This window comes from Myxococcus stipitatus DSM 14675 (assembly GCF_000331735.1).
Taxonomy (GTDB): Bacteria; Myxococcota; Myxococcia; order Myxococcales; family Myxococcaceae; genus Myxococcus; species Myxococcus stipitatus.
Genome location: NC_020126.1, coordinates 3,851,143 through 3,875,567, shown reverse-complemented (window position 1 = coordinate 3,875,567; position 24,425 = coordinate 3,851,143). Strand labels below are relative to the sequence as shown.

Annotated in this window: 23 protein-coding genes; 8 read left to right on the top strand and 15 right to left on the bottom strand. The window is 69.0% G+C overall.

Going from position 1 to position 24,425, the window contains the following annotated elements; all coding sequences use genetic code 11:
* Window positions 1-107: 107 nt before the first annotated feature.
* Window positions 108-1,586, top strand: coding sequence for a DUF7481 family protein (locus MYSTI_RS15110; RefSeq protein WP_015348634.1), 1,479 nt, complete (start codon window positions 108-110; stop codon window positions 1,584-1,586).
* Between the two features lie 66 nt (window positions 1,587-1,652).
* Here MYSTI_RS15110 and MYSTI_RS15105 read toward each other — a convergent pair whose 3' ends face one another.
* From MYSTI_RS15105 to MYSTI_RS15070, 8 genes are all read right to left on the bottom strand, one after another.
* Window positions 1,653-2,258 carry a hypothetical protein gene (locus MYSTI_RS15105; RefSeq protein WP_015348633.1) on the bottom strand — a complete coding sequence of 202 codons (606 nt, stop codon included), beginning with the start codon at window positions 2,256-2,258 and terminating at the stop codon, window positions 1,653-1,655.
* A 44-nt stretch (window positions 2,259-2,302) separates the two neighbouring features.
* Window positions 2,303-4,147: a GspE/PulE family protein gene (locus tag MYSTI_RS15100; protein WP_044280267.1), complete on the bottom strand. Its 1,845-nt coding sequence runs from the start codon at window positions 4,145-4,147 to the stop codon at window positions 2,303-2,305.
* Window positions 4,132-5,919 (bottom strand): matrixin family metalloprotease, encoded by a 1,788-nt coding sequence (locus MYSTI_RS15095; protein WP_015348631.1) that lies wholly within the window; start codon window positions 5,917-5,919, stop codon window positions 4,132-4,134. The genes MYSTI_RS15100 and MYSTI_RS15095 overlap by 16 nt, the downstream gene beginning before the upstream one ends.
* Before the next feature lie 106 nt (window positions 5,920-6,025).
* A complete protein-coding gene (locus tag MYSTI_RS15090; RefSeq protein WP_233278349.1) occupies window positions 6,026-6,757 on the bottom strand; it encodes a uroporphyrinogen-III synthase in 732 nt (243 codons plus the stop codon).
* Between the two features lie 42 nt (window positions 6,758-6,799).
* Entirely contained in the window at window positions 6,800-7,738 is a 939-nt protein-coding gene (gene hemC / locus MYSTI_RS15085; RefSeq protein ID WP_015348629.1) for a hydroxymethylbilane synthase, read from the bottom strand.
* Window positions 7,735-9,063 (bottom strand): glutamyl-tRNA reductase, encoded by a 1,329-nt coding sequence (gene hemA / locus MYSTI_RS15080; RefSeq protein WP_015348628.1) that lies wholly within the window; start codon window positions 9,061-9,063, stop codon window positions 7,735-7,737. The genes hemC and hemA overlap by 4 nt, the downstream gene beginning before the upstream one ends.
* Window positions 9,060-9,878 carry a cytochrome C assembly family protein gene (locus MYSTI_RS15075; protein ID WP_015348627.1) on the bottom strand — a complete coding sequence of 273 codons (819 nt, stop codon included), beginning with the start codon at window positions 9,876-9,878 and terminating at the stop codon, window positions 9,060-9,062. Before MYSTI_RS15075 ends, hemA begins: the two co-directional genes overlap by 4 nt.
* 34 nt (window positions 9,879-9,912) lie before the next feature.
* Window positions 9,913-10,374, bottom strand: a complete 462-nt coding sequence (locus MYSTI_RS15070) for a hypothetical protein (protein ID WP_015348626.1) — start codon at window positions 10,372-10,374, stop codon at window positions 9,913-9,915.
* 103 nt (window positions 10,375-10,477) lie between these two features.
* Between MYSTI_RS15070 and trxA the strand changes: the two genes are divergently transcribed.
* Complete coding sequence (gene trxA / locus MYSTI_RS15065) at window positions 10,478-10,807, top strand: thioredoxin (RefSeq protein WP_015348625.1); 330 nt, start codon at window positions 10,478-10,480, stop codon at window positions 10,805-10,807.
* Window positions 10,808-11,280: 473 nt separating this feature from the next.
* The gene (locus MYSTI_RS15060; protein WP_015348624.1) at window positions 11,281-11,604 is read left to right on the top strand and encodes a hypothetical protein; all 324 of its coding nucleotides are present in this window, start codon (window positions 11,281-11,283) and stop codon (window positions 11,602-11,604) included.
* Between the two features lie 118 nt (window positions 11,605-11,722).
* On the opposite strand, the gene MYSTI_RS15055 is transcribed toward MYSTI_RS15060, so the two are convergent.
* The 5 genes from MYSTI_RS15055 to mreC all read right to left on the bottom strand — a co-directional run bounded on the left by MYSTI_RS15055 (window position 11,723) and on the right by mreC (window position 17,055).
* Complete coding sequence (locus MYSTI_RS15055; protein ID WP_015348623.1) at window positions 11,723-12,391, bottom strand: PilZ domain-containing protein; 669 nt, start codon at window positions 12,389-12,391, stop codon at window positions 11,723-11,725.
* A 132-nt stretch (window positions 12,392-12,523) separates the two neighbouring features.
* On the bottom strand, window positions 12,524-13,675 hold the full coding sequence (gene rodA / locus MYSTI_RS15050) for a rod shape-determining protein RodA (RefSeq protein ID WP_015348622.1): 1,152 nt from the start codon (window positions 13,673-13,675) through the stop codon (window positions 12,524-12,526).
* Entirely contained in the window at window positions 13,659-15,701 is a 2,043-nt protein-coding gene (gene mrdA / locus MYSTI_RS15045) for a penicillin-binding protein 2 (RefSeq protein ID WP_015348621.1), read from the bottom strand. Before mrdA ends, rodA begins: the two co-directional genes overlap by 17 nt.
* Window positions 15,698-16,198: a hypothetical protein gene (locus MYSTI_RS15040; protein ID WP_015348620.1), complete on the bottom strand. Its 501-nt coding sequence runs from the start codon at window positions 16,196-16,198 to the stop codon at window positions 15,698-15,700. The genes mrdA and MYSTI_RS15040 overlap by 4 nt, the downstream gene beginning before the upstream one ends.
* Window positions 16,195-17,055: a rod shape-determining protein MreC gene (gene mreC / locus MYSTI_RS15035; RefSeq protein WP_015348619.1), complete on the bottom strand. Its 861-nt coding sequence runs from the start codon at window positions 17,053-17,055 to the stop codon at window positions 16,195-16,197. The genes MYSTI_RS15040 and mreC overlap by 4 nt, the downstream gene beginning before the upstream one ends.
* Window positions 17,056-17,273: 218 nt before the next feature.
* On the opposite strand from mreC, the gene MYSTI_RS15030 reads away from it, so the two are divergent.
* Window positions 17,274-18,845 (top strand): peptidylprolyl isomerase, encoded by a 1,572-nt coding sequence (locus tag MYSTI_RS15030; protein WP_015348618.1) that lies wholly within the window; start codon window positions 17,274-17,276, stop codon window positions 18,843-18,845.
* Between the two features lie 78 nt (window positions 18,846-18,923).
* Here MYSTI_RS15030 and MYSTI_RS15025 read toward each other — a convergent pair whose 3' ends face one another.
* Window positions 18,924-20,012 (bottom strand): sensor domain-containing diguanylate cyclase, encoded by a 1,089-nt coding sequence (locus MYSTI_RS15025; RefSeq protein WP_015348617.1) that lies wholly within the window; start codon window positions 20,010-20,012, stop codon window positions 18,924-18,926.
* Between the two features lie 53 nt (window positions 20,013-20,065).
* Here MYSTI_RS15025 and MYSTI_RS15020 point away from each other — a divergent pair, with 53 nt between their 5' ends.
* Window positions 20,066-20,659 (top strand): Maf family protein, encoded by a 594-nt coding sequence (locus MYSTI_RS15020; protein ID WP_015348616.1) that lies wholly within the window; start codon window positions 20,066-20,068, stop codon window positions 20,657-20,659.
* A 2-nt stretch (window positions 20,660-20,661) separates the two neighbouring features.
* Window positions 20,662-21,333 carry a YggS family pyridoxal phosphate-dependent enzyme gene (locus tag MYSTI_RS15015; protein WP_015348615.1) on the top strand — a complete coding sequence of 224 codons (672 nt, stop codon included), beginning with the start codon at window positions 20,662-20,664 and terminating at the stop codon, window positions 21,331-21,333.
* 26 nt (window positions 21,334-21,359) lie between these two features.
* On the opposite strand, the gene MYSTI_RS15010 is transcribed toward MYSTI_RS15015, so the two are convergent.
* A complete protein-coding gene (locus tag MYSTI_RS15010) occupies window positions 21,360-21,569 on the bottom strand; it encodes a hypothetical protein (RefSeq protein ID WP_015348614.1) in 210 nt (69 codons plus the stop codon).
* 324 nt (window positions 21,570-21,893) lie between these two features.
* On the opposite strand from MYSTI_RS15010, the gene MYSTI_RS15005 reads away from it, so the two are divergent.
* Window positions 21,894-22,703, top strand: coding sequence for a DUF3108 domain-containing protein (locus MYSTI_RS15005; RefSeq protein WP_015348613.1), 810 nt, complete (start codon window positions 21,894-21,896; stop codon window positions 22,701-22,703).
* Between the two features lie 25 nt (window positions 22,704-22,728).
* Complete coding sequence (locus MYSTI_RS15000; RefSeq protein ID WP_015348612.1) at window positions 22,729-24,414, top strand: DUF4091 domain-containing protein; 1,686 nt, start codon at window positions 22,729-22,731, stop codon at window positions 24,412-24,414.
* Window positions 24,415-24,425: the final 11 nt, after the last annotated feature.

The window sequence follows — 24,425 nt, the reverse complement described above, 5'->3', positions numbered from 1 at the left end:
GTGCACCTGAGTTGCTGTCGACTCGTGGAGACAATAGAGAACCGGCGCAATCAGACGGGGGCGGCATGACAAGGCCGCTCCTTCGTTCATGCGGAAGAGGGGGAACCATGCGTCGTGTCCAGGCAGGCTTGCTGTGCGCTGTCTTGTGGGGGATGGGGTGCGAAACCACGAAGGACGCGGATGAAGGCGGACCGGGGGGAGAGACACCGGAGGAGTCCCCCCTCGAGCTCTTCAAGAGCGGCTCACGCATCAAGGTCCGTGGCGTCACCACGAGCGACGGGTTGCGGTGGGTTGAGCGCCTGCACGACAGCCAGAGACAGGCGGACTGCTCCTGGGAGAAAGCGGCGCCCGACGGTGCCGTCTACTGCGTGAGCCACGAAGGCCTGTTCAACCTCCCAGGCCCTGGCAGCCGCGGGGACTACTACTTCGATGCCAGTTGCACGGAGGGGCTCCGCGTCCATTTCGGGCCCCTTCCCTCGGGCGCGGTCCTCACGAAACACATCGCCTGCGGCGAGCTCCCTCGGTTCCACGCACCGGGTGAACGCGTGACGACCACGCCCTACTCCCTGGACCTCAACACGGGGGCATGCCTCCCGCGAGCGCTGTCCTCCGGGGACGTGGCCTACCGGGCAGGCGCGGAGGTCTCCGCCGGCACCCTCTTCGTCCGAGGGCAAGTCACCCAGAAGTGGAGCGGGAGCGGCTTCACGCTCCGGTTCGTCGATGGAGAGGATGGGTCCTCGAGCATCCATCGCATCCAGGACACGGCGCGGGACACGGAGTGCTCCATCGAGCGGGCGAGTGACCAGAAACTGCGCTGCCTGCCTTCGGGCCACTCCACCGCGGTCAGCTTTGGTGGCCTCAGGATGAACACGAATGCCACGTGTACGGAGGAGGCCGTCGGAATCAGCTGCGACACGCCCCGCTTCGCGACCATCACCTCGGAATCACGCTGCAATCCCACCACGGCCACCTACGCCATCGGCGCGGAGGTGACCCAGGTCTATGCGCGGTACGGGAACACGTGCGAGCGCTCGACAGCGGTTCCCTCGGATTGGCGCTTCTTCAGCCCGGGCAAGGAGCTTCCCGCCGCGACCTGGCTCGAGGCCCAGGAGCGCGACTTCAAGACGTACGGCCGACTCAAGGTGCGCGGCGCGGAGCTGGGGGCAGTGCTCCAGCTTCCTCGGGAGCTTCACGACACCCAGCTGGGCACCGCGTGTGGCTTCCAACCGGATGTCGAGGGGACTCCGCGCTGCTTCCCGCTCACCGAGGCCTCTGTGACGAAGGGCAACGCGGGACACTACGCGGATGCGGCCTGCACGCGGCCGCTGGCCAGGACGCCCAACCAGCCCTGTACCCCTCCGCGCTTCGCCCACCAGTATGACGACACGACGGGCCCTCAACCCGGCAATCGCATCTACGCCCTGGGCGCGACGCACGCGGGGGACATCTACGTCTGGGTTCAGTCCCGTCCCGACGCGCCCGCCGAATGTGTTCGCGGTGAACGCCAGTCCGGCACCACCTACTCCGTCCTCGGCGATGAGGTTCCCGCGAAGTCGCTGGTGGCGGGGACGAAGCGCATCGACTGACACTCCACGGACTTGAAAGCCTGACGACGGCCCGGTCCTCGCCGAGAGGCCGGGCCGTCTGTCTTTTCATGCGCCCAGCGGCATCTCGGGGAAGACGGCGGACCACGCCGCTCGGATGGCTGCCAATGCGGCCGCCTTCTCCCGCGCGGAGACACTCTCCTCCCCCAGCTGCTCCCAGAAGAAGAGGTGCGCGAACACCGCCTCGTGATTCACCGCGACCTCCCGCTGAAGGGCGCCGGGCTCCTGGGACACGAGCGCACGCAGCGCCTCGAACTGGTCGCGCGCGTTCAGCCCCTTCAGCGCGGACTCGGAGGGGGCCACTCCGGCGAACGATGCGCCGAAGAAGGCGCCCAGCACCCGAATCGTCCCCTGGATGTGGTCGTTGAACACGTCGAGGGACTCGGCGGGCACCCAGAGTTCCAGGTGCTCCCGGCCCCCGACCTGCTGCACCTCGAAGGAGCGAGCGTGGGAGTCCTCGACCTCGAACTCCGTGACGTAACCGGCCAGGGTCCCGCTCTTCGTGTTCCAATCCCGAGCAATCTGCTCCGCGTACCCGCGATTGAGCACCGGATAAAAGATGGGTTGGTCAGGCAGACGCGGCGGGAAACGCCGCATCCCCGTCCGAGAAATCAACAACAGCTCCTCGAGCCCGACAGGTCGAAAGAGAATCACCGCACCGCTCCCACGCTCACGAAAGACTTCATCGCCTTTTCATCTCACGCGGACGTCATTCGCACCACTTCATCGAACGCGGTGAGTCCTTGGGCAAGCTTTCGCACCGCGGCTTCGCGCAGCGTGCGCATGCCTCCGCGCCGGGCAATCTCCACCAGCTTCTCGTACGGCGACTCGCGAGCGATGTGCTCTCGCAGCTCCCCGTTCGTGGTGACGATTTCAAAGACACCCGTGCGGCCCACGTAGCCCGTGCCACGGCACCGCACGCAGCCCGCGCCCTTGAGCACCCGCACGCCCCCCGGCAACAACGGCAGCGGGGCCTGGAGCGCCAGGAGCTCGTCCGGAGTGAGGCTCGCCTCCTCCGCGCAATGACTGCACACCCGGCGCAGCAGTCGCTGCGCCATGACCCCGAGCAGACTCTGCGCGAGGAGGAACGAGGGCACGCCCAGGTCCCTCATGCGCGCCACCGCGCCCAGCGCGTCGTTCGTGTGCAGCGTGGACAACACCAGGTGGCCCGTGAGCGCGGACTGGATGGCGTTCTCCGCCGTCTCCGTGTCTCGAATCTCGCCCACCATGATGACGTCCGGGTCCTGGCGCAGGATGTGGCGCAGCGCCCCCGCGAAGTCGAGCCCCACCTTGGGCTGCACCTGCACCTGGTTGAAGGCGTCCCACACCATTTCGATGGGGTCTTCGATCGTGGTGACGTTGACGTCCGGCCCCGCCAGCGCCTTGAGCGCCGAGTAGAGCGTCGTCGTCTTCCCGCTGCCAGTGGGCCCCGTGACGAGGATGAGCCCGTGGGGCTGGTCTATCCACGACTCGAAGGCGCCCTTCTCGTCCGGCTCGAAGCCGAGCTGGGCGATGTCCTGAACCAGCGTCTCCGGGTCGAAGATGCGGATGACCACCTTCTCGCCGAAGGCCGTGGGCAGCGTGCTGACGCGCAACTCCACCTCGCGCCCGTCCCGCTCCGTCTTGATGCGACCGTCCTGCGCCTTGCGCTTCTCCGAGATGTCGATGCGCGAGAGCATCTTCACGCGCGAGACGATGGGCGCATGCACCTGCGCTGGCAGCGAGTACACCGGGTGCAGCACCCCATCGATGCGCAGGCGGACCTGGCTGGTGGACCGCTTGGGCTCGATGTGGATATCCGAGGCGCGGTTGTCGAACGCGTAGCGCAGGAGATAGTCCACCGCCTGGACCACCGGGCGATCCGACGCCTCCAGCTCCTGCGTCCCGCTGAGCGAGACGAGTTGCTCGAAGTTGGAGACCTGCTGCGCGTTCGTCGCGCCGCCGAAGTCATCCGCCGCGCGCGCCAGCGTCTTCTTGAAGCCGTAGATATCCGAGATGGCCTTGAGGATGTCGGCCTTCGCGCTCAGCACCGGCTCCACGGGCAGCCCCGTGAGCCGGTGGAAGCTCTCGAACAACTCCCGGTCGAACGGGTTGGCCACCGCGACCACCAGCCGCCCCTGCGCCGAGCGCTCCAGCGGAAGCAGGACATGCTTCTGCGCGTAGGGCCGGGACACCGTGCGGGTGGCCAGCGTCATGTCCAGCTTGAGCGGGTCAATCTTCCGGTAGGCCAGCCCCGACGCGCGGGCGGCGACCTCCGTGACGCGGTCCTCGTCCAGCACACCCCGGCCACTGGCCAGGGGTATCTGGAAGGCGGCGACCACCTCCACCGGCGACACGTCGTACCGCGCGGCGTCCTTGCCGCCCGATGCCGACTGCGTCTTGAGGACCCGGGCTCGCGCCGCGCCCTCCTTCGCGAGCACCTCCTGGGCCTGCTGAGGCGTCAGCAGGCCTTGCCCCACGAGCGCCTCGAGGACGAACAGGGTGGTGAAATCAACCCGGCTCCTCGCCGGCGAAGAGCCCGAGCCGCTCACTGCTTGTGCCAATTCCGTCTCCTTCCAGCCAAGAGCAGCAGCAGGACCAGGCCGCCCAGGAACGCCGCGGACAGCGGCGTGCTCTGGCAACCACAGCCACCCGACTCTCCCTTGGGGGTTTCGGGGCCCGCATCCGGGGGCGGCGGGGGCGTCCCCGCGTCGTTGCACAGCGCGCAGCCACCCGCGTCCGGCCGCGCCTTGGGATCGTAACAGGTCCCTCCACTCCCACAGCGCATCGACGGTCCGCAGTCCTGGTCCGACTGGCAGGCGGGGTGGCAGGCAGGAGTCCCCTGCTCCGTCGTGCCGCACCGGAGCGAAGAAGCACACGTGCTCGCCGCGCAGTACTTCATGCACGCACGCTCTCCCTCCTTGTTCACCACCTGACACGACGTCCCGCCGGGGCAGGAACAGGCCGCCACCGAGCACGGCTGTGCGCACACGCCCTGGGGATTGCCCTCGGCGAAGAGGCAGTACTGATTGGTGCCGCACTCCGCGTCGGCCGTGCACGCATCGCCCACCTGCTTCGCCGAGGTCTTCTTCGGCACGCAGACGCGGTCACACGTCCTGCAGACGGAGTTGCTGTCGCAATCCTGGTCACCAAAGCACCCCGGGACACAGACGCTGCCCTCGGCGCGGGTCTCGCACGCGTAGCCAGGGCGGCAGTCGCTTCCATTCACGTCGCAGGTCTTCAAGCAGATGGAGCCCTGCCCCGGCATGTTGGCGCACGCCGCGCCCGTGGGGCATGAGATCGCGCCGCTGCATGCCTCCGTGCAGTAGCCCAGGTCCCACCGGTCGAAGTCGCCATTGCCCGACGGAGTCGACACGGGCGGGATGCAGGTGCCGTTGGTGTTGCCACACGCCCGAGGCCCGGGCGTGCACTCGCGGCCCACCGGCGTCACGCCGTCGGGCAGCGCGGGGAGACACGCCTGGGTGGAGCCGGAGACGAGCGTGGACGCGCGGCACACGTAGGGGGCCGGGCACTCGCCCGTCGTGGTGCCCGAGCAGCCCTTCGCGCAGACCTTGAGGTCCTTGCCGGAGACGGTGGACGGCACGGTGACACACGTCAGGCCCGTGCCACACGCGGAGGTGTCACAGGGCGAGCCCACCGCCCCCGTCTTCGGATAGAAGCGGCACAGCGCGGACGTGTCGTAGGTGGCGAGCGTCCTGCGGCTCTCCCCTTCGGGCAGGTAGAAGAACATCACCGCGCCCTGGGCCTCGTAGGAGTCGCCCAGCCCCAGGCAGTGGCCAATCTCGTGCATCAGGGTGCTCTGGATATCCAGATGGCCCGAGGGCGTGGGCGTCTGCGTGGACCAGCGGTGGTCCACGGCGTTGAGGAAGATGTCGCACTGGTACACGTAACCCGAGAAGGCCAGGGGCCGCGCGGCCGCGGGCCGGTCCCCGCCCCTGAGCGAGTCCACGTACCGAGGGTCCTGCCGGTCCGTCACCCAGACGGGGACGACGTTGAAGCGGTCCCCCGGGTCATCCACCTTCGGCATGGGCGAGCCCGTCGTGGCCACGCCTCCATCCTGAGGGAACGAGAAGACGGGCCAGGCACAGCTCACGCCCTGCCAGGCCTGGAAGGCCGCGCGGCTGGCCGCCACCACCCGGGACAGGTCGTTCCCCGCGGGCAGCGACGAGCGCCCATCCACGTAGAAGACGAAGGGGTCCGCCGGCGTGTTGAGCACGCGATGACCCAGGTCCTTGTATTCCACTTCCTGAGCCGCCGCCGTCACGGCCAACAGCAGACCCAACACCCCGGCGACTCGCTGCGAACCCCGAATCATCGAACACCCCTCCGCGTCGTCCTGGCCCGAGCGCACCTTCGCCCGGACCGTGACGGGATGGGCAGTCTACTCGCGAACAGCGCCCACGGCGGTATCCCCGCGCCCGCTAACCACGCACGGCGCGGACCGTGGCGTCCACGAGCGACTCCGGCGTGGGCCGCTCGGCGACGGCCGAGGCCGGCAACCCGAGCTGCTCCAGGGCGGACGCCGTCGTGGGGCCAATGGCCACCACCTTCGCCGTCCCCAGCCGCTCACGCCCCGCGGCCTCCAGGAAGGCCTCCACGGTGCGAGGCGAGGCGAACACCACCACGTCCAGCGGGGAGGTGCCCAGCTGCTCCAGGGCCTCGGGAGGCAGCTCCGCGGGCAGGGAGCGGTAGGCCGTCACACGCGTGACGAGCAGCCCCGCGTCCCGCAGCGAGTCCTCGAGCTCCCGCCGGCCCTCTTCCGCCGCGGGCAGCAGCACCTCGTCGCCCGACTGGAGGCTGTCCTTGATGAGCTCGAAGAGCGCCAGGCCCGTGCCCTCCTCGGGCTCGGCGGCGACCTCCAGGCCATACCCCTTCACCGCGCGCGCCGTCCGAGGCCCCACCGCCGCCAGCCTCACGCGGTCCAACCGGGACATCGTCCCCGCCTCGCGCAAGGCGTCCATCAGGGCATCCACCCCCGACGGACTGGCGAACACCACCCACCGGTAACGCTGGATGTGCTCGGCCGCGGACGCCAAAGGACGCGGGTCCTCCGGCGGACGCAGCTCCAGGAGCGGGAGGCTGAGCACCTCCGCGCCCTCGTCCTCCAGCAGGAAGCACAGCTCCTCGGCCCGCTCACGCGGGCGCGTCACCAAAACTCGAATGCCTTCCAGTCGCCGTTCCACGCGCGCGGCAGTCTAGGCCCCCGAGCCCGGGCGGCGAGCGAAATCACGCAGGATGTCCGCCGCGCCCCGCGACAACAGGTCCGCGGCCAACGCTTCACCCAGCGCCTGGGCGTTCGCCACGAGGCCACGGACCTCGCCCCGCACCACGCGTGTGCCGTCCGGACGGCCCACGAGCGCGCGCAGGTGCACCTGGCCCTCGGACACCGTCGCATGGCCCGCCAGGGGAACCGTGCAGCCACCCTCCAGCTTCGCGAGCAGCGCCCGCTCCGCCGTCACCGCCACGCGCGTCGTCGCATCCTCCAGGGGCGCGAGCAACCCGCGAACACGCGCGTCCTCCCCCCGGCACTGGATGGCGAGCACGCCCTGCCCCACCGCCGGAAGACTCACCTCCGTGGAGAGCACCTGGGTGATGACGTCCTCGAGCCCCAGCCGCCGCAGGCCCGCGTACGCGAGCACCGCGCCAGAAAGCCCCAGCTCCTTCGTCTTCTGGAGGCGCGTCTGCACGTTGCCGCGCAGGCTCACGATGTCCAGGTCCGGGCGGCGCGAGCGGAGGATGCAGCTGCGGCGCAGCGACGACGTGCCCACGCGAGCCCCCTGGGGCAGCGTGTCCAGCGTGAGGCCCCCGAGCCCGCAGAAGGCATCGCGAGGGTCCTCGCGCGTGGGGACGGCCGCGAGAATCAACCCCTCGGGCAGCTCGGACGTCATGTCCTTCAAGCTGTGCACCGCCAGGTCCGCGCGGCCGTCGATGAGCGCCTGCTCGATCTCCTTCACGAACAGGCCCTTGCCGCCCACCGCGGACAGCGGCGCGGACAGGAAGCGGTCTCCCTCCGTGGTCATCTCCACGAGGGACACTTCCAGGCCCGGGTGGTGCGCGGCCAGCAGCGCACCCACGTGACGGGCCTGCCAGAGCGCCAGCGGGCTCTGCCGGGTGGCGATACGCACGGCCTTCATCGCTTCGCTCCCGGCGCGGCCTGAGCGGCCGGCGCCATGGTGGACTGCTCCGCCGCCTCGAGCTCCGCCTCCAGGAGCCCGAACAGCTCCGCGGCCGCACCCGCCAGCCGGTTCCCCTCACCCTCCGGGCCCACCGCGCGCAGACGCGACGTGGGCTCGTGCAGCAACTTGTTGACGATGGCGCGTCCCATGGCCTCGATGCTCTTGCGCTGTTTCTCGGAGAGCCCATCCCCCAGCGACGCCAGGGTGCGCTCGACCTCCGCGCGGGCAATGGTCTCCGCGCGCTGACGAAGCCGCGCCAACACGGGCATGCCTTCGCGCAGCGCGCGCTCCTTGACGAAGCGCGCCACCTCCTGCGCCACCAGCACGCCCGCCTTGTGCGCTTCCTCCGCGCGCGCCGCCGCGTTGTCCGCGACGAACTTCTGGATGTCGTCCACGTCGTAGGCGTGCACCCAGTCCAGCGTGCCCACCCCGGGATCGATGTCCCGAGGCACCGCCAGGTCCACCATGAACAGGGGACGGCCCTTGCGCGCCTTGCCCACCGCGCCGACGTTCTCCTTCGTGAAGAGGGGCACCGGCGACGCGGTGCTGCACACCACCACGTCCGCGGCCGTCAGGAGCGAGAACAGCTCCTCGAAGGGACGCGCCGCGCCGCCCACCTCCGCCGCGAGCGCCTCCGCCCGGGACAGCGTGCGGTTGGTGATGAAGAGCTTCGTCGCGCCCGCCTGCTGAAGATGGCGCGCCGCCAGCTCTCCCATCTCTCCCGCGCCCACCACCAGCACCGTCTTGCCCTTCAAGCCGTCGAACACCTTGCTGGCCAGTTGCACCGCCGCCGACGCCATGGACGTCGCCGCCCGGCCGATGGCCGTCTCCGTGCGCACCCGCTTGGCGCACCCGAAAGCCGCCGCGCACGCCCGAGTCAATTCACCTCGCACCGCGCCCGCGCCCTGCCCCCGCTCGAAGGCGTCCTTCACCTGCCCCAGGATCTGCGCCTCGCCCAGCACCATGGAGTCCAGGCTGGACGCCACCCGGAACAGGTGGATGAGGGCCGCCTCTCCTCGGTGCTCGTACAGGTGGTCCCGCGCCTCCACGCCGCCCAGCGCCTCCAGCTCCGCCACCGCGCGCGAGCGAGCCATCTGCCCATCCGGCGCCGACAGATACACCTCCACCCGGTTGCACGTGGAGACCCACAACACCTCCACCGGGGCCTGCGCCAACCGCTGGAGCACTTCCACCTGACGCGTGTCGGACAAGGCCAACCGCTCGCGCACCACCAGCGGCGCGGTGCGGTGCGACAAGCCAATACAGACGAGCTCCGTGCTCACGGAATCCTCATGGCGGCCGTGGGGCTCGACGACGTCAGGTCATACGAAGTCAGGAAGGACACGAGCACCAGACAGAACCCCGCCATCGTCAAGAGCGCCACCCGGCGCCCCCGCCAGCCCGCGAAGATGCGCGCGTTGACCAGCGCCGCGAACACCGCCCACGCCACCACCGTGGCAATGGACTTCCCATCCCAGGTCCAGCCCCGCGTGGTGCTCACGAAGAACGCGCCCGTCGCCAACGTGATGGACAGCGCGATGAAGCCCCACACCACCAGCCGCCGGTTGAGGGTGTCCAGGAACTCCAGCGACGGCAGGCGCGCGAACAGCAAGCCAAAGCGCTTGGCGCGCACCTGGCGCTCCATGAGCAGGTACATCACCCCCACCCCCGCGGCCACCGCGAACGCCGCCAATCCCAGCAGCGCCAGCGTGATGTGCAGCGGCAGCAACGGCTGACGCACGCCCGGGGGCAGCGGCGACTGGCCTCCGTGCATCAACAGCCCCGGCAGCAGCACCGTCACCGCCAGCGGCGTCAGGAACGCCCCGATGACCGGCCGGCGGTAGCGCACATCCAGCGCCAGGAAGATGGCCAGCAGCAGGAAGGCCAGCGTGGAGAAGCCCTGCGCCATGCCCACCGGCCGGCCGGACTGGGCCCCCAGCAGCTCGAACAGCGCCACCCCGTGCAGCACCAGGCCACCGCCCACCAGCACACGGCCGGCCATGGCCAGCGCATCCGATTGGCGGACGAGGTAGGCGAGATACGCCACGGCGGCGATGCCGTAGGCATGGCAGGCAAGCGAGACGAGCGTATGGCTCATGGGGACAGGCACATAACCAGGTCGGACGGGCGAATCAGCCCATCTTGTTGAGGAGGAACGCCGCCAGCAGGTCCGTCTCTGAGTCGGGCTTCTTCCCCGCGCTCTCCGGCTTGGGAGCTCCGGAAGGCACCTCCGCCACATACCCCGGAACGACCTCGTAGGCGGACTCTCCCACCAGCACCGAGTCGGCCATCTGCTCGGCCCCCAGGCGGGAGAGCTGCTCCTCGGTCTTCACCCGGGCGACCAGCCCATGGGTGTCCTCACCCGACACGATTTGCAAGAAATGCACGGCCGGGGCGACGGCGAAGGCCGTTCCGCCCTCCGCCATGACCACCAACCTGCCGTCACGCAGGTCTGCTTTGTCCGCCAGTGCCCACTCCTCGAGCTGGGCCTGCGGAAGAAAGAGCTTCGTCACGGCAGGCAGCCTACACCAGCCCCCCGTCCCTGGGGGGAACCGTTCACCAGGGGAGGTGAAACGCCCGACACGGCTCCGCATCCTTTCGGGCAGATCGGCTGATGGGCGGCCGATGGTTGCAGGCCCACGGGGCGCGTACTAGACGACGCGCCGTCCAGGCCACAGAGGGCCCGAAGGAGACACCATGGCAGGCGACAACGTGACGAACGTGGGAGATGGCGACTTCAAGGCGCAGGTGCTGGATTCCCAGCAGCCCGTGCTGGTGGACTTCTGGGCGACGTGGTGCGCGCCGTGCCGCGCCATCGCCCCGCACATCGATGCGCTCGCGACCCAGTATGGGAGCCAGGTGAAGTTCACCAAGATCAACATCGACGACAACCAGGACACGCCGCAGCAGTACGGCATCCGGTCCATCCCCACGCTGCTCGTCTTCAAGGGCGGCAAGGTGGTGGAACAGATTGTCGGCGCCGTCCCCAAGGCGAAGATCGAGGACGCCATCAAGAAGGCGCTGTAACCGTATCGCCGGACCTCGGCGCGCGGAGCCCCACCCGGCTTCCGCGGCGCGGGGTCCGGCGCGTCGCTCCCGCCCCACCCGGCACTCCCAGGACCCGGTCCCCGCCAGATGCCCTCCGCATCCCGGAGTCCTACCGAACGCTCGCCCTTTCCTCCGCCTGTCTCGGTGATTGAGCCGCTCCGTCTGCCTTGAGCCCGAGCGCTCTCACGCAAGCTTTGTCCGCGAGCCTTCAGCGATTTCTCATATTTCGTACCATTTCCATCGCTGTGGACAAATCCACAATGGACAGTGTCTCGCACTGAGACGCGCCTGCGGGAAACACGTATCCCCTTGCAGTCTTGTCATCAATTTATCCCCGATGCCTTGCGAGTCATACAAGACCCCTCGATGGTTGTATTGACAGTGTTGACATCCGCAGCCAAATAAGCGCATTGGAAGTCTTGTTTGGTTTGACTGTTTTCACAGGAGTTTTCATGGCACGACCACGTAAGGAGTTGTCGAAAGTCCCGCTGACCCCCACCATGGTGAACTGGGCGGAGGCGCTGGGTGATGCGATTGGCCGCGGCGTCCTCCGCGCGATGAATCAGGGGATGCCCTCAGGCGCCAATGGCCACAACGTGATGGTGGCCAGCCGCCGCCGTGGCCGCCCGCCCAAGGCCCTTGCGGGCAACATGGTCGCGGCGGACCGGCGCTGCACCATGCCGGAGTGCACGCGCGAGCAGCGCTCGAAGGGACTGTGTTCAGCACACTATCAGGCTGAGCGCCGGCGCTTGCTCGCCGGCGGAAAGCCTGCCTGAGACACGCGGTTCGCGGTGACGCCCACGGCCCTGGGCGAGCCGCTGTGCAATCCGTGTCTCCCCTCCTGCTTGTCCCACAATTGAGACAGGCGGAACTCAAAGCAGATGGTTTTCAGTCCTACTTCGCCTGCCAGGGGTCGGCTTCGGTGCTCGTGGCCTTGAGCAGCTCCCACGCGGAAAGGACATCCACCACCCGCTCCAGCTCATTGGGCAATGAGCGCGCCCGCTGAGAGCGCAGGTAGTCTTCCGCGAAGGCTCTCAATCGCGCCCCCACGAAGAGCCGAGCCAGCGCCACTTCTGTCTGTCCACTGAAGTCGAGGAAGCGGATGCCAAAGCCGCTGCGGCCCTCCGGCCCGTCGGAGCGCTCCTCCCGGACGATTTCAGCCCGAGCCCTCACCGGCGAAGCGCCCGGCTCCAGGATGAAGCTCACGCCCAGGACCGTGCCCAGCGGCAGGTAGAAGGTGCTCTCCAGGAAGGCGCCGCTGACGCTGACGTTGACGGACGCCAGGCTCGCCGAGAAACGGCGCCCGCCGGCATCGTCATCCACCCAGACCTCGAAACGCGTCGTCAGCTGCGCCCGGGGAAACTCACGGTGCTCGGGCTCCCCCTGGTTGCGCTCGATGACAGGCAGGAATGACGCACCCGGCTGTGTCACCGGCCGGCGAAGCTCCTCCCTCACCGGGCCGCCACCAGGCCTCACCTCGGGCGGTTTCACGTCTCGCGCCGCCACGGTGATGTCCGCCACGCGGACGCTCCCAGTCGCCTTCAGCCCACCCTTCCGCTGCATGCAAACCTCCACCGGCCCGAGAGGGACTTGCCCTCCCCCCGGAATTGGTGGGGCGATTCATACACCACTGTCAGGGCGTCCGCCGAGCCTCCCGCGAGGAAGCACTAACGGGGAGTCAATACTCGCGACGTCTCAGAACATGTGACGGCGCATGCTGATGTTCACTAGCAAGCCAATACTGAGCATCACGGACATCATGGAAGACCCGCCATAACTCATTAATGGCAAGGTAATTCCCGTCACGGGCAACAAGCCGATGACCATGCCGATGTTCTCGAACACCTGCCAGAAGAGCATGGCCACGACGCCCACGGCGACGAAGGCGCCGAACCTGTCTCGGGCGTTGAAGCCCACCCCCAGGCCGAAGATGAAGATGGCGCCATAGAGCACGAGCAGCAACGTGCACAGCACGAAGCCGTGCTCCTCCGCCCACACGGAGAAGATGAAGTCGGTGTGCTGCTCCGGCAGGAAGCGCAGGCCCGTCTGGGTTCCCTCGCGCCAGCCCTTGCCGGACACGCCGCCGCTGCCCACCGCGATCTTCGACTGCGCCGCGTGGTAGCCGCTGCCGCGCAGGTCCGCCTCCGGGTCCAGCCACCCGGAGATGCGCTGGCTCTGGTGCTTCTTGAGGTAGTGCCGGACGATGGTGGGCCGGGGCTCCGGCACGTCCCGGACGTAGTCGTTCCAGATGACGATGGCGCCCGCGAGCACCGCCGCCAGCAGCGTGGCCACCAGGTACCAGCGCACCTTCCCGAAGAGGATGACGGTGAGCGAGGACAGGCCAATCATCAGCGCGGTGCCCAGGTCCGGCTGCACCAGCACCAGGATGAAGGGCACCGCCACCACCAGCACCGGCTTCCACAGGCGCAGCAGGCTGTAGGACGGCTCATTGGGGCGGAAGTCGTCGTGGTAGACCTTGGCCAGCATCAGCACGACGCCAATCTTCATGAACTCCGCGGGCTGGAGGCGGAACGGGCCGATGGCGAACCAGCTCTCCGCGCCCTTGGCGGTATGGCCCACGAAGCGCAGGGCGATGAGCGCCAGGATGTTGACGACGTAGATGGGCACCGCCATCCGCTGAATCCAGCGGTAGTCCACCAGGCACACCACCAGGACGGCGGCGACGCCCAACCCCAGGTACAGCGCCTGGGTGGACCACACCGGCGCCAGCGGGGGACGCGACGCGGAGGCCAGGTTCCAGATGCCCAGGAGGGCCACGCCCAGCACGCAGATGATGAGGCCCCAGGGGACGTGGGGCACCATCCGCCGCTCAATCCTGAGTTGCATGCGTGTCCTCCGACTCCTCGTCGCCCGGCAGCAGCACCTTGGGAGGACGCACGCCGCGCGTCAGGGCCGCCTCGTCGGGCGACGGAGCGCGCGTGAGCGTGGGGGTATAGGGTTGGTTGGGCCTGGGCGGAGGCGCGGTGGCGTCCAGCGTCTTCAGGTCCATGTACTTCTGGATGACGGCCATCGCGGTGGGCGCGGCGTCCGCGCCGCCGTGGCCTCCGTGCTCGTTGAGCACCACCACCGCGAGCTCCGGCTTGTCCGCCGGAGCGAAGCCCGCGAACCACGCATGGTCTCGCTCGAAGAAGCTCATCTGGTGGGTCTTCAGGCGGATGGCGCCCAGCCGCGCCACCTGGGCCGTGCCCGTCTTCGCCGCGATCTTGATGTCCAGGTCGCGCATCACCTTGAGGCGGGAGCGGTAGGCGGTGCCGCCCGGCTCGTGGGCGACCTTCACCAGGCCCTCTATCACCGCCTTCAGGTGCGCGGGCGGCAGGTCCACCTTGCGGACCACCTCCGGCTGGAACTCCTCGACGACCTGGCCGTCCAGGTTCTCCAGTCGCTGCACCAGCTGCGGCTTGTAGAGCGTGCCGCCGTTGGCGATGGCCGCATAGACGAGCGCGAGCTGCAGCGGCGTGACGTTGTTGTCGCCCTGGCCGATGGAGCTGTTGAGCGCCATGCCCTTGGTGTAGCCGCCCGGTGAGGCTTTGTCGTGGTACGCGGTGGTGGGCATGATGCCGGGCACCTCCGCCACCACGTTGATGCCGGTGGGGCTGCCCAGGCCCAGCGACTTGCCCATCTCGCCAATGGGGTCCAGGCCGATGGTGTCCGCGACCTTGTAGAACCACGTGTCGCACGAGCTCTTCATCGCCACCAGCCCGTCGACCAGGCCGTGGCCCCGGTCCAGGTGGCAGCGCCACGTGCGCGCACCCAGGCGGTAGCCACCGGGGCAGTTCACCATCGTCTCCGGCCGGAAGGCGCCGGACTTGAACGCCGCCAGCGCGGTGACGACCTTGAACGTGGAGCCCGGGCTGTAGTGCTCCGCGGCCACGCGGTTGATCATCGGCTCCAGCGGGTCCCTGGACAGCTGCGCCATCTGCGTGGGCGTCACGCGGCCCGTCAGGAGGTTCGGATCGAAGCCCGGCCGGGACACCAGCGCGCGGATGAAGCCCGTGTTGACGTCGATGGCCACCACCGCGCCCGTCACGCCGGGGAATGCGCGCTCCGCTTCTTCTTGCAGGCGCATGTCGATGGACAGCACCAGGTTGCTGCCCGCCTTGGGCTGCACCACGGCGTTGTCGCCCAGCTTGACGTTGAGCTCTTCAATCTTCTGGCCGCGGGCGTTGACGACTTCCTTGCGCACGCCGTCCGCGCCGCGCAGGCGCTGCTCGAAGTAGCGCTCCAGGCCTCGGCGGCCGATGTAGTCCCCCAGGGCGTAGCGCGAGCCATCCGCGTTGAGCCGCTCCAGTTCCTCCTGGGTGATTTCGTTCATGTAGCCCAGCACGTGCGACAGCACCGTGTTGGTCCGGTAGTGGCGGTGCGGAACGGGCGCCACCTCCACGCCGTCGAGGATGTCCCGGCGCGCGGCCAGCCGGTCGTACTCGTCCCGCGTGAGGTCCACGCGCACGGGCACCGGCTGGAAGGGCGCGTTGCGGCGGCCCTGGCGCACCAGGTCCTCCACCTTCTTCGCCTGGTCCGCGTCCCACCGGAGCAGCTCCGCGAGACGCGGGATGACCTGCTCCGCGCAGTCGGTGCAGAAGGCGGGCGTCACCACCGCGTCGAAGGACGGGCGGCTGTCGACCAGGATGGTGCCGCGCGCGTCCTTGATGACGCCGCGGTCGGCGCGCAGCCGCACTTCCTTGACGAAGTTGGCCACGCTCTTGGCGGAGTACTCCTCGCCTCGGGTGATTTGCAGCCGGTAGAGCTGGATGGACAAGAGCGCCAGGCCCGCCGTCATGGCCAGGCCCAGCCACAGGAAGCGCCGGCGCAGCTCGCGTCCGGGCGTCGTGTTCCCCAGCGTCGGAGGCGTCACCTCAGCAACCCCGCGGGCCGGTCCTGCGCCGCCTCGAAGCGCCGCAGCAACGGGAAGAGCACCAGGGCCGCGGCGCCCGTGAGCGCCACCTGCACGGGCAACCCCGCGAGCACCGGGCCCGTGCCGCCATCCTTCACCGTCAGCCAGGTGAAGAAGGCCGCGAGCAACCCATGCCCCACGTCCGCGCCCACCGCGAACAGCGCGAAGGGCAAGGCGCCTCGCACGTCCACGAAGGTGGAGACGAGCCGGCCCACCAGGAAGGTGAAGACCGCGAGGAAGGTGAACAGCCCCGTGGGCTGCCCGCTCATCAGGTCCAACAGATAGCCGACCGCGAACGCGGAGAAGGCCCCTTCGAGCAGCGTGGCACGCAGCGCGAGGAAGGCCACCAGCACCACGGTGACATCGATGCGGCCGAGCACCAGCCCCGCCTGCTTGACGACCACCGACTCCAAGGTGAGCAGCGCCAGCGCGATGCCCACCGTCACCAGGAACTTCATTTCGACGCGCCCTCCGCCGCGCTGCCCTGCGCCATGGCGCTGTACGGGCTGCCCACCACCAGCACCTCCTCCAGCTTGCTGGTGTCCACCGCCGGCACGATGTCCGCTCCCTGGAACATGCCGTGCTCCTTCTTCTCCAGGTTCGTCACCCGGCCTACCACGAGCCCCGGAGGATAGATGCCATCCGTGCCGGACGTAATGATGAGGTCGCCGTTGTCCACGTCCTCGGTGCGCAGCATGTTCTCCAGCTTCAGGGGCCCATTACCCGCCCCCGCGGCCGTCCCCCGCGCCCGCGAGCGCTGCACCCTCACCGCCACCCGGCTCTGCGGGTCCGTCACCAGCGCCACGTCCGAGTAGCTCCCGGTCGCCCGGATGACCTGCCCCACGATTCCGTCCGGCGTCACCACCGACATGCCCCGGAACACCCCGTCCTTCTCACCGCCGCTGATGCGCACCGACAGGAGCTTGGCCACCGGATTGACGCCCACCACCCGCGCCGGAATCTCCGGGCCGGCCGCCGCCTCCGCGTACCCCAGGAGCTTGCGCAGCCGCTCGTTCTCCGTGCGCGACTCGCCCAGCGCCTGGACCGAGGCCCTCAGTTGGAGGTTCTCCAGGCGCAGGGCGTCGTTCTCCTGACGCACCCCGCGCAGGTCCAGGTAGTGGCGCACGGCCGACACCGCCCCCTCGATGCTGGCCGTGAGGGCCTGCTGGACCGGGGACGTCACGGCGATGACGGCCCGGTCGATGGGGTTGGGGTCCCTGCCCTTGCGCCCGCTCAGCAGGAAGGCGACCAGAGGGTAGAGCAACAGGGCCCCGACAATCAGGGGGCGCCGATATCGCTTGAGGAGCGACAGCACAGAGGGGAATTCCGGGGTGGAAGGGAGGAATGAAGGAAGGGGGTCCGGCTAAGTTCTCTAAATCGCTTGCATTTTCCGGTGCAGTGTCCTAGGCAGTCAAGGCCCTGCGAGGGGGGTGGTCGCAGGTCAACCACCCTCCGGCCGGGCTACCAACAACACCGCGTCGCGAGTCCTTCCGCACGACTTTTCTCGGCGCGTTTGCTCTCGAAGTGACGACAATGGACGGTCTGAACCCCCGGAAGGTCTTCTCCCTGCTGTTCATCATCGGCATCGCGGTGGTGTTCACGTTGCAGTTCGGGCCGGGAAGCACCGGCTTTGGCGCCTCGGGACCGGCCACCACGGCCCCCGGCTCGGTCGCCACCGTGAACGGCAAGGAGATTCCGCTGCGCGACTTCGCCACCGCCTGGGCCCGGCAGATGAATCAGCTGCGCGCCCAGGGCAGCCCCATCCCTGAGTCCGTGGCACGCCAGTTCGGCATGCACAACCAGGTGCTCGACAGGTTGGTGAACACGGAACTGCTCGCCCAGGCGGCCGAGCAGCGTGGCATCACCCCGTCGGATGAGGAGCTGCGCAAGCTCATCCACCAGAACACGGACTTCCATGCCAAGGAGGGCGGGTTCGACTTCTCGCGCTATCAGCAGGTGCTGCGCGACTTCTACCGGAAGACGCCCCAGGAGTTCGAGGGTGAGCTGCGCCGCCAGCTCGCCGCCCAGAAGATGATTGAGGTCGTCCGCTCCAACGCGGCCGTCTCCGAGGACGAGGTCCGGGCCCGCTACGAGAAGGACGGCAACCAGGCCAAGGTCGTCTTCGCGCGCTTCCTGCCCTCCATGTACGCGGACAAGGTCGCGGCGCCCACCGCCGCCCAGCTCGCCGAGTGGAAGAAGGCGCACGAGAAGGAGATCAAGGACTACTTCGAGGCGAACAAGTTCGTCTACCAGCAGCCCGAGCGCATCCGCGCCCGCCAGGTGCTGGTGAAGCTGCCCCCGGACGCCACCGCCGAGCAGAAGGCGGAGGCGCTGAAGAAGGCGGAGGCGCTGAAGAAGGAGCTCGACGGCGGCAAGGACTTCGCCGCGGTGGCTCGCGAGAGCAGCGAGGACCCGGGCAGCAAGGCGCGCGGTGGCGACCTGGGCTGGGTGGAGCGCGGCAGCTGGGAGCCGGCGCTGGCGAACGCGGCGTTCTCGCTCAAGGCCGGAGAGGTCACCGCGCCGGTGGAGACGAAGTTCGGCGTGCACCTGGTGAAGGTGGAGGAGAAGCAGGCGGCCCAGGACAAGAAGCTGGAAGACGTCCAGGACGAGATTGCCACCACCCTCTTCAAGCAGGACCGCGCGAAGGAGCAGGCCAAGACGGAGGCCCAGAAGGCGCTGGCCGACGTGCAGGCCGGCAAGGTGATGAAGGACCTCTTCCCGCCGGAGAAGGAGCAGCCCGCGCTGCTGCGCTTCGAGACGGAGACCCGTCCGGAGGCCGTGCAGACCGACAGCTTCACCGCCGAGGGTGAGGCCGTGCCGCACCTGGGCCCCGCGCCCGCGCTGGTGAAGGCGGCCTTCGCGGCCAGTGCTCCGCAGGTGCTGGGTGAGGTCTTCCCGGTGGGCGAGGGCTTCGTGGTCGCGCAGGTGGTGGAGCGTCAGAAGCCGGATGCCGCGGGCTTCGACCAGAAGAAGGACGCGCTGCGCACCCAGGCCGAGCAGGCCAAGCAGATCGAGGTGACGGACTCCTTCCTCAAGGCGCTGAAGAAGAACGGCAACGTCGTGACGAACACCGAGGCCATCGACTCGGTGGTTGGCGCGGGGTAGTCCGCTCCCCAGTGCAGTCCCACGAGGGCCGGGCCGAGGGTACTTCCCTCCCCGGCCCTTGGTCTTTTCGAAGCACGGTCAGGGGACGTCGGAGCCGCCGCCGCTCGAGTCGGAGCGGGGCTGTTCCGCGACGCAGATGCCGTCACGGCCCCGCGCCTTGGCCCCGTACATGGCGAAGTCCGCCGAGCGGATGAGGTCCACCGCGGAGGTGGCATGGTCCGGGAACGTGGCCACGCCCACGCTGGCGGTGACGCGAACGTCCAGGCCGTGGTCGACGAGGAAGGAGCGACCTCGGAACGCGTCGCACACGCGCTGGGCGATTTGCGTCGCGCCGTCCTGGTCCGTCTCCACCAGGAGGATGGCGAACTCGTCGCCGCCGTAGCGGAAGACAGCGTCCAGGCCGTTGCGCCCCTGGGCCATGAGCAGGTCGCCCACTTCCTTGAGCGTGGCGCTGCCCATCAGGTGCCCGTGCCGATCATTGACGCTCTTGAAGTGGTCCAGGTCCAGGAACACGAGCGACAGCGGGTGGCGGAAGCGCGCCGAGCGCTTCACCTCCGTGTCCAGCAGCGCGCGCAGGTGCCGGGCGTTGTAGCAGCCGGTGTGCTCGTCGGTGATCGTGAGCTCCTGCACCCGGCGGAAGTTGCGCGCGTTCTCGATGGCGATGGCCGCGTAGTCCGCGATGGCCGTCAGCGTGGTGAGGTCGTCGTTGGAGAAGGGCGGGTCGGTGGGACCGTTGACCAGCTCGATGACGCCCAGCACGTGGCCTCGCGACAGGAGCGGCACGGCGAGGATGGAGCGGGTGTGGAAGGCGGACGCCTCATCGAAGCGGGGCGAGAAGCTGGGGTCTCCGCCCACATCGTGGACGAGCCGCGCCACGCCCGAGGAGAAGACGGCGCCGGCGATGCCCTCTCCGGGATTGAGCTGGAGGCCCTTGAGGACCCCCGCGCCCTCGCCCACGGCGATTTCGAAGGAGAGCTTTCCGGTGCGCTCATCCAGGAGGATGAGGGACCAGTTGCGAGGCAGCAGCAGGCTGCTGACCTTCTGCATCACGAGCGCGAGCACCTCGCGCAGCTCCAGCGTGGACGTCAACGCCTTCGCCATCTCGTTGTAGGCGGCCAGTTGCTCCACTGTCCGCTTCATGGCCGACAGGAGGTCCGCGGGATTCATCCGTAGAGTCCACTCCGAGGCGCAAGTCTGCTAAGGACGCCTGGAGCCGTAACATGCACACGCACGCTGATCAAACGTTGCTCGTCCTGGCCTCGGGTTCACCCCGCCGCCGCGACTTCTTGTCGCAATTGGGACTCACTTTTACCGTCTCCGCGGCGGACATCGACGAAACGCCCCACCCGGGCGAGGAGGCCAGGGCCTACGTCCTGCGTCTGGCCCGCGAGAAGGCGCGCGTCGTGGCCGCCCGCTCCCCGGGAGCCTGGGTGTTGGCCGCGGACACCACCGTGGCCGTCGGCACCGAGCTGCTCGGAAAGCCCCAGAGCCCGGACGAAGCCCGCGAGATGCTCGGCCGACTGTCGGGAAAGACGCATGACGTCTTCACCGGCGTCGCGCTCGCGGGCCGGCACGAAGAGGCGCTGGCGGTGCACACCCGCGTCACCTTCCGCGCGTTGAGCGCCGCGGAAATCGACTGGTACGTGAGCACCGGGGAACCGGTGGACCGTGCGGGCGCCTACGCCATCCAGGGCAAGGGCGGCTTCCTGGTCGCCTCCGTGGACGGAAGCCCCACCAATGTCGTGGGCCTGCCCTTGGGGGAGACCCTCGCGTTGATGGAGCGCGCGGGCGTGCCCCTGGCCTGGAAGCGTTGAGCATGGGTTCTGGAATCGCGGAGCGGTTGGCGTCGGTGCGTGCGCGCGTGGCGGAGGCCTGTGTACGTGCGGGCCGGCCCGTGGAGTCGGTGACGCTGGTGGCGGTGTCCAAGCTGAAGCCGGCGGCCCTCATCCGGGAGGCCTACGCGGCGGGTCAGCGCGACTTCGGGGAGAACTACGCCCAGGAGCTGCGGGACAAGGCCGCGGAGCTGGCCGACCTGGAAGGTCTTCGCTGGCATGCCATCGGCCCGCTCCAGACGAACAAGGTGAAGTACGTGGCCAAGGTGGCCCACGCCTTCCACGCGCTGGAGCGGCTGGAGGTGGCGCGCGAGTTGTCCAAGCGGCGCGAGGGCACCACGCCCCTGCCCTGCTACGTCGAGGTCAACGTGGGCGGCGAGTCCACCAAGTCCGGCCTCGAGCCCTCCGCGCTGCCGGAGTTCCTCACGCAGGTGCGCGCGTTGCCGGGCCTGGCGCTGGTGGGGCTCATGTCGCTGCCCCCGCCGACGGACGACGAGGCGCGTGCGCTCGGGTACTTCCAGGCGCTGCGGGAATTGGCCCAGCACCACGGGCTGCCCCAGCTGTCCATGGGCACCACGCACGACTTCGAGCGGGCCATCCATGCGGGTGCCACGCACGTTCGCGTGGGCACCGCCGTCTTCGGCGAGCGCACCTGAGACTCGGGGGCGCCCCTTCCGCGCCCTCAAATCTCCTTGAACTTCACGCGGCCCTCCGCGTTGACGGTGACCTTGTACTCGCAGCCGCAGTAGTTGCAGCGCAGCTCGTCACCGTCGCCGTAGCCGTCGTCCACGGGGTTGTTGGCATTGCAGCCCGGACAGTCGAACTCCTTGCGGCTTCCCCCCGTCGCGGATTCCTTGTGGTCGTCGTCGTCGAAGTCGTAGTCACCGGCCATGTTCCCGCGCCTCCGGGCAAGGCACCTCCGGGCTGGAGATGTGCCAGCCTTGCAGGCTAGCAGTGGTGTCCGCCGGTGGACATGCTCGACTCGCCTGGAGAGCGGCCTGCCTGGGGGTGGAAAGAGGCGTCCTGGGGCTCCCCCGTGCCAGACTGCGGGGACGCTCGCCCTCGGGGTGCCCCCACGGCCGGGTGGACGTGCGTCCGTTGAATGCCCGCCGGGCGGGCGCGTCAGTGGGAAATGTGGAGTGGCGGGAATGGTTCGGGGCAAGGCCTGGCGGCATGCAGCCACGCTACTTAACGTCCAAGCGAGGGAGCTCACTCGATGCTTACGCAGTCCAATTGGGGGTTCGCGGCGGTGGTGGCGGGCCTGGTCTGGTCCGCGTCGGCCCTGGCCCAGCAAGCCCCCACGACCTCGGCGTTCAGCCCCGGTGAGCAAGCCCAGTATCGCGTGAAGTACTTCGGCGTCACGGCCGGCACCGCGCAGGTGACGGTGGGCGCGCCGATGAAGCAATGGGGGGTGGACGTGTGGCCCATCGTCGCCGTGGCGCGCTCGGAAGCGCTCATCGGCGTCTGGCCCATCAAGGACAAGTTCGTGTCCTACTGGCAGGCGGACACGCAGCGCGTGGCGGGCAGCGAGCTGCACGCGGACGAGAACGGCAAGCGCCGCCGCCAGCGCATCCAGATAAGCCCGGATGGCAAGAGCGCCCACGTGGTGAAGCAGCGCGAAGGCGAGGCGCCGCGCGAGTCCACCGCGGAGCTCACCGAAGGCACGCTGGACGTGACGGGCGCCACCTTCGCGCTGCGCAACCAGGTGCTGGTCGTCGGCGGCGAGTACGCCTTCCCGGTCTTCACCGGCAGCAAGAGCTTCACGATGCGCGCGAAGGTGGAGTCGCGCGAGACGCTCGAGACGGAGCTCGGAGAGCAGGAGGTCTTCAAGACGCGGGTGCAGGCGGAGTTCGGCGGCAACCTGAACACGAAGCGGGACATGGTCGTCTACTTCACGGCGGACAGCCGGCACGTGCTGGTGCGTGTGGAGGCGGACCTGGTCCTGGGCACGGTGGTGGCGGAAATCACGGACTATCAACCCGGGCGCGCCGTGACGGTGGCGCGCGCGGAGGGCGGTGGCGGGTAGGACCGCTGGAGAGCGAAGGGGGCGGATGGGCGCGGAATGGGCGTGGGTGGTGATGGCGGCGATGGCCGCCACGCCGGAAGCCGAGGTGGTGTCCCCCTTGGTCAAGGTGAGACCTGGAGCCTCGCTCCAGGGCACTCGCCAGGCCCGGGTGAGCGTGGCGCGCGGTGAGTGCGAGGGAGTGCAGGTGGTGCTCCCCGGCTCGGTGCGACAGCTGAAAGTCCCCTCGCTGTTTCTCGAGGGCCCCGGAGCGCCGCTGCGCGCGGCCCTCTGGCGCGAGGGATATCTGGACGTGGCGGTGCCCTCCAACGCACAGGGCGCCAAGGGCCCCTGGCCCGACCCGCTCCTCCCCGTGAGCGCGCCCGTCGAGCACCCGGAGCTGCCCGCGGTCCTCTACGTGGAGGTCTGCGCGCCCGAGAGCCAGGAGCCCGGCACGTACCGAGGCAAGCTGCGCGCGCGCCTCGACTCACGCGAGCACGTCTCGGTGCCCTTCACGGTGGAGGTGCAGCCCTTCGTGCTGCCGGCGACGGCCTCGCTGCCCACGAGCTTCGGCATCTCGCAGCTGAGCATCGCCCGAGGCCATGGGCTGAACGCGGAGTCGTCCGAGGCGAAGGCCCTGCTGCGTGCGTACGCGCGCATGCTGTTGGAGCACCGCGTGAGTGCGCACGGCATGAGCATGTCGCCGCCGCCGGTGCGCTTCGAGGACGGCCGGGCCGTGGTCGACTGGCGGGAGTACGACGCGGAGATGGCGCCCTTCCTCGACGGAAGCCTGCTGCCCTCCGGTGCCCGCTTCACCACGACGGACCTGCGCGACAACAAGAAGGCCCACACGGAGGCGGAACGGGTCGCCTACTACCGCGCCTTCGTGGAGCACTTCCGGAAGAAGGACTGGCCCACGCAGCTCTTCTTCTACGCCAAGGACGAACCCAAGCCGCAGGACGTGCCGCTGGTGTTGACCCAGTCGCGCCGCGTCCGCGAAGCCGGGGGCGCCCGAGTGCTCATCACCACGCCGATGGAGGGCGAACTCCCCGCCGCCGCGGACATCCTCGCGCCCACGCTCAACTGCTTCTTCCCCCGCCCCGGCCCCGCGACGTGCCGCGCCATCCACACCGTCACCGAGCTGCGCAAGCAACTGCGCTCTGGAACCCAGGTGTGGTGGTATCAGAGTTGCAATTCCCACGGCTGCAACGGGGGCGCGTCGACAGAGGCCGCGCAGGAGCGGGCCTACAGCGGGTGGGCCTCGTACATGGTGGACCACTCCGCCATGCTCAACCGGGCCATGGGGCCACTGGCGTTCGTCAACGGCGTGGACGGCGAGCTCTATTTCGACACCGTCTTCGCCTACAACACGAAGAAGGACCCCTGGAAGGACCTCTTCGAGTTCGGCGGCAACGGAGACGGGACGTTCTTCTATCCAGGGACTCCCGAGCGCCTGGGAGATTCTCGACACCAGCCCGTGCCGTCGTTGCGTCTCAAGCATTTGAGGGACGGCCTGGAGGACTTCGAGTACCTGCGGCTGCTCGCCAGGCTGGGCGACGAGAAGTTCGCCCGAGACGCGGCGCGCCAGCTCGTCCGGTCCGGTTGGGACATCCGCCAGGATGCGAGAGAATGGGCCCAGGTCCGCCAGGTCGTGACGGCGCGGCTCCGGCAGCGATGGTCCACCTCCGAATTTGCGAAGCGCTCGGGACGTCACACGCCCGAGAGCACCCCGTAGTCCCCAGTGGA